Source organism: Candidatus Nanopelagicales bacterium, assembly GCA_018003655.1.
Classification (GTDB): domain Bacteria; phylum Actinomycetota; class Actinomycetes; order S36-B12; family UBA10799; genus JAGNDY01.
Genome location: JAGNDY010000107.1, coordinates 1 through 5,575, shown reverse-complemented (window position 1 = coordinate 5,575; position 5,575 = coordinate 1). Strand labels below are relative to the sequence as shown.

General features: G+C 64.3%; 4 protein-coding genes. All 4 read right to left on the bottom strand.

Annotated elements, in window-relative coordinates; all coding sequences use genetic code 11:
* Window positions 1–177: 177 nt before the first annotated feature.
* Entirely contained in the window at window positions 178–1,608 is a 1,431-nt protein-coding gene (locus tag KAZ48_10470) for an adenylosuccinate lyase (protein ID MBP7973215.1), read from the bottom strand.
* On the bottom strand, window positions 1,605–2,909 hold the full coding sequence (gene purD / locus KAZ48_10465; GenBank protein MBP7973214.1) for a phosphoribosylamine--glycine ligase: 1,305 nt from the start codon (window positions 2,907–2,909) through the stop codon (window positions 1,605–1,607). The genes KAZ48_10470 and purD overlap by 4 nt, the downstream gene beginning before the upstream one ends.
* A 10-nt stretch (window positions 2,910–2,919) precedes the next feature.
* A complete protein-coding gene (locus tag KAZ48_10460) occupies window positions 2,920–4,302 on the bottom strand; it encodes an aspartate aminotransferase family protein (protein ID MBP7973213.1) in 1,383 nt (460 codons plus the stop codon).
* A gap of 58 nt (window positions 4,303–4,360) precedes the next feature.
* Window positions 4,361–5,575 (bottom strand): adenylosuccinate synthase (locus KAZ48_10455; protein MBP7973212.1); only part of this gene is annotated, 1,215 nt, incomplete at its 5' end.

The window sequence follows — 5,575 nt, the reverse complement described above, 5'->3', positions numbered from 1 at the left end:
AACAGCAGATTGCCGTCCGGGGTCTCAAATAGGTCGCGAACCTTGCCGGAATAGATCGGCCGATAGTCCTCGGGCAACGAGAAGTCAGCAGGCTGAATCAACACGACGCCGACCCTATCCGTCCCAGCAGCCGCACGGATTGGTCCCGCGCGGGTGTTCGGCCCGCCCGCGCCGTTGCTACAGAATCGCGGCCGGACTGTAGGCGGCCGCCTCGGGGTAACGGCTGAGGACGACGGCGACCCGCGCGTTGACCCCGGCGACCTGCGACCGGGCAGCGCCGGTGAACTCCAACGGGGTCGACACCAGCGCGGCGATCTCTTCCCGCGACAGTCCCAGACGCGGGTCGTCGGCGAGCAGGTCGAGCAGGTCATTGTCGACGCTGCCCTGCTGCCGCATCGCCAAAGCGGTCGCGACGGCGTGTTCCTTGATGGCCTCGTGCGCGGTCTCGCGACCCACGCCCTTGCGGACCGCAGCCATCAGCACTTTGGTGGTGGCGAGGAATGGCAGGTAACGGTCGAGTTCGCGATTGATGACGGCCGGAAAGGCACCGAACTCATCGAGGATCGTCAGGAACGTTTCCAGTAGCCCGTCGATCGCGAAGAAGGCATCCGGAAGGGCCACGCGACGAACCACCGAACAGGAGACGTCACCCTCATTCCATTGGTCGCCCGCGAGCTCGGCAGTCATCGACGAGTACCCGCGCAGAATCACCATGAACCCGTTGACCCGCTCGCACGAGCGCGTGTTCATCTTGTGGGGCATGGCGCTGGAACCCACTTGCCCTTCAACGAATCCTTCGGTGACCAGCTCGTGGCCTGCCATCAGCCGGATCGTCTTAGCACAGCTCGACGGTGCGGCCGCGAGTTGGACGAGGGCCGAGAGAACCTCACTGTCCAACGACCGGGGATACACCTGCCCCACGCTGATCAAAACGTTGTCGAAGCCCAAGTGATCGGCGACGATCTGCTCGAGTCGATCCAACAACGCTGGGTCACCGCCGACCAGGTCGAGCATGTCCTGCGACGTGCCAACCGGGCCCTTGATTCCGCGCAGCGGGTAGCGGGCGATTAGCTCCTCCAACCGAGCGAAGGCGTTGAGCAACTCGTCAGCGAACGTCGCGAATCGTTTGCCGAGCGTCGTCATCTGAGCGGCCACGTTGTGCGAGCGCCCACTGACCGCGACGTCGTCGTACTGGACCGCCAACTCGGCCAGCCGGGCAAGGGTCGCAACCGCCTTGTCACGGATCAACTGCAGGGACTGCTTGACCTGCAATTGCTCAACGTTTTCAGTCAAGTCCCGGCTGGTCATGCCTTTGTGCACGTGCTCATGGCCGGCCAGGGCGTTGAACTCCTCGATCCGCGCTTTGACATCGTGGCGGGTGACGCGCTCGCGTTCAGCGATGGATTCCAGATCGATGCTCTCGACCACTCGGCCATAGTCGTCAACGACTGTCTGCGCGACGTCGATGCCAAGGTCACGCTGCGCCGCTAGCACCGCGAGCCATAGGTGGCGCTCAAGTCGGATCTTGTTTGTGGGTGCCCAGATTTCGGTCATCGGCGCCGAGGCGTAGCGCGCTGCGAGGACGTTGGGGATGGGCTGGCGCGTCATTGACTGACTCCTGGATAGACGTCGGAAGCGAGGTGGAGTTCACCGCGGGCAGCGGCGGCGGCGATATCCGTGCGGTAGTGGGAGCCGCGGAGCTTGATGAGATCAACCGCTTGATAAGCCCGGGCGCGAGCAACGTCGAGGTTCGCTCCGCGCGCGACGACTGACAGCACCCGCCCCCCGCTGGAGACCACCTGACCGTCGGCATTCGTGGTGGTCCCGGCGTGCAGAACCCGAACGTCCGGCAGGGCTTCGGCGCTGTCGATCCCGTCGATCGGATCGCCGGTGGTGGGGGTGCCGGGGTAGTTCTCGGCGGCGATGACCACCGTCACGGCCGCGCCGTCGTGCCATTGCAGCGCTGGGTGCTCGGCCAGATTGCCCGTCGCTGCGGCGTGCAGCAGTCCTGCGAGCGGGCTCTTGAGTTGGGCCAGCACGACTTGGGTTTCCGGATCGCCAAAGCGCGCATTGAATTCGACGACCTGCATGCCTGCGCTGGTCATCGCCAGGCCCACGTACAACAGCCCCGCGAACGGCGTGCCTCGGCGGGCCATCTCGTCGATGGTCGGTTGGGCGACTTGCTCGACGACCTGCTGGACGAGGTCAGTTGGTGCCCACGGCAGTGGCGTGTAGGCACCCATGCCACCGGTATTCGGACCCGCGTCATCGTCGCCGACTCGTTTGAAGTCCTGCGCCGGTTGGAGTGGAACGACCGTCACTCCGTCGGTGACACAGAACAGGCTCACCTCTGGGCCGTCGAGGTAGTCCTCGATGACGACTCGGCCGTTCTCCTTTTCGACGCATTCGCGCGCGTGGTCGATCGCGGCCGTCCGGTCATTGGTCACCACCACGCCCTTGCCCGCGGCCAACCCGTCGTCCTTGACGACGTGCGGCGCACCGAACTCGTCGATCATCACGATCGCGGTGTCGAGGCTCGTCGTCGCACCCGCGCGCGCGGTGGGCACGTTGGCGGCGTGCATGACCTGCTTGGCGAATGCCTTACTGGCCTCGAGAGTGGCAGCCTGCGCGGAAGGCCCGAAGCAGGCGATGCCGGCGGCGCGAACGGCGTCGGCGGCACCTGCCACCAAGGGGACTTCCGGGCCAATCACGACGAAGTCGACGCCGAGGTCTGTGGCCAGGTGTGCGACGGCACCGGCGTCGGCCACATCCAGAGCATGCAACTGGGCCTGGGCACCGATCCCGGCATTGCCCGGGGCGCCATGGAGTTCCGTCACGCTCGGATCGGTAGCAAAGGACTGAATCAGGGCGTGCTCGCGCGCACCGGACCCAACGACCAGAATCTTCACGCTGGCAAGGCTACGCGGACACGTGTTTGTCGGCTTCGGCAATGGCGAGGTCAAGGATCTCGACCCCTTCAATCGCTTCCTCCGCTGTGAGCACGAGTGGCGGCACCACATGGATGCGATTGCCGACGATGAACGAGACCAGCCCGTTCGCGCGGGCCGCGGCACCGACCGCCGCCATGGCCGGTGAGGTGCCGCCATATGGGGCGAGCGGTTCGCGGGTGTGGCGATCCGCGACCAGTTCGATCGCCCAGAACATCCCTTGACCGCGAACCTCGCCGATACTCGGGTGCTTGTCGATAAGGTCCCTGAGCTTGGGCCCGAGTACGCCGTTGCCGACAGTGTCAGCGTTCTCGATGACGGCCTCGTCGCGCAGAATGTCGATACTGGCGACGGCGCTGGCACACGCGAGTGGATGCCCCGAGTAGGTCAGACCGCCTGGGAAAACTCGGTCGTCGAAGTGGTGGGCGATCTCGTTGCTGATGATCACCCCGCCGAGGGGGACATAGCCGGAGTTGACGCCCTTGGCAAACACCACCAAGTCCGGCACGACGCCCGCATGGTCGAATCCGAACCAACTCCCCGTCCGCCCGAAGCCGCACATCACCTCGTCGGCGATGTACATGATTGCGTACTTGTCGCACAGCGCGCGCACACCTTCCAGGTAGCCCGCAGGTGGGACCAGCACGCCAGCTGATCCAGGCACTGCCTCGAGGATGACCGCGGCAATCGTTGACGGTCCCTCGAACAGGATCGTCTGCTCGAGGTGATCGAGGGCACGGGCGCACTCTTCTTCCTCGGTGGTCGCCCAGAAGGGCGTGCGATACAAGAAAGGGCCGAAAAAATGCGCGTGCCCGTCGGCGTACTCGTTGGGCCAGCGACGTTGGTCGCCGGTCGCCATGATCGCCGCACCCGTGTTGCCGTGATACGACCGGTGCGTCGAAAGGATCTTGCGCTTTCCGGTGAAAAGCCTGGCCATCCGGATGGCGTTCTCATTGCCGTCGGCCCCACCGTTGGTGAAGAACACCTTCTGGTGCGAGTCCGGCATCAACGCGCTGATGGCCTGCGCGGCTTCTCCCCGCGCCTGCACGGCGTAGGGCGGCGCGGCCGTGCACAGGACGTCGGCCTGTTCCTTGATCGCCGCGATCAGCTTGGGATGTTGATGACCGAGATTGGTGAACACCAACTGGGAGGAGAAGTCCAGGTAGCTCTTGCCGTTGAAGTCCCATACGCGCGACCCGAGTCCGCCGGCAATGGTGACCGGGTTGAGGGAACCCTGTGCGGACCAGGAGTGGAAGACGTGTGCGCGGTCGAGGTCGAGCACGTGCTGGGCTAGTTCGGGGTCGTTAATCTGCGCCACGGGAATCCTCAGTTCTGCTAGTCGGCTCTGGTCAATGCTGCCTCATTTCGGCTCAACCAGACAGAGCCGTTCGGTGATTCGAGCAGCGTGGGAGCTAGTCGACGAGGTCGTGGATCACGATCGTCGCGTCACGGTCCTGTCCAACGCCGATCGCGGAGATCCGGCACTGCGACTGCTCCTCAAGGAACCGCACATACGCGCGGGCTTTCGCGGGCAGATCATCAAATGAGCGTGCCTGCGAGATGTCCTCCGACCAACCCGGGAGGTACTCATACACCGGCTTGGCGTGGTGGAAGTCGGTCTGAGTCATCGGCACCTCGTCGACTTTCTGACCGTCGATCTCGTAGGCGACGCAAACCGGGATTCGATCCCAGCCGGTGAGCACGTCGAGCTTGGTCAAGAAGATGTCGGTCAGGCCGTTGATGCGGGTGGCATACCGCGCGATCGGTGCGTCGAACCAGCCACAGCGACGGTCACGACCGGTGGTGACGCCGACCTCGCCGCCGACCTGGCGCAACCGCTCGCCGTCGGCGTCTTGCAACTCCGTCGGGAACGGTCCTGCGCCGACTCGAGTTGTGTACGCCTTCAAGATGCCGATGCACCGGCTGATCCTGGTTGGCCCGATACCCGAGCCAGTGCAGGCACCGCCGGTGGTCGGGTTGGAGGAGGTGACGAACGGATATGTCCCGTGGTCGACGTCAAGCAACGTGCCCTGCGAGCCTTCGAGCAGCACCAAGTCGCCGGCATCTAACGCCTGGTTGAGCAGCAACGATGTGTCGGTGACGAAAGGCCGCAGTCGCTCCGCGAATCCCAGCAACTCGTCAGCCACCAAGTTGACTTCAAACGCCCGCCGGTTGAACACCTTGACGAAGATCTGGTTCTTGTTGGCCAGTGCGTTCTCGACCTTTTCGAACAGGATCTTCTCGTCGAAGAGGTCCTGCACCCGGATTCCCAGCCGGGAGACTTTGTCGCCATAGGTCGGTCCAATACCGCGACCGGTGGTTCCGATTCGCTGCTTGCCGAGGAATCGCTCAGTGACCTTGTCGAGCTCGACGGCAAACGGAGTGATGATGTGGGCGTCGGCGCTGATCTTCAGCCGCGACGTGTCGATGCCGCGGTCGATCAATCCGTTGAGTTCGGTGAACAGCACTGCTGGATCGATGACGACCCCGTTGCCGATCACCGGCGTGCAGGTCGGCGTCAAGATGCCCGAGGGCAACAGGTGCAGCGCGTAGCGCTCGTCGCCGATGACGACGGTGTGGCCGGCGTTGTTCCCACCTTGATAGCGAACGACATAGTCGACACGGCC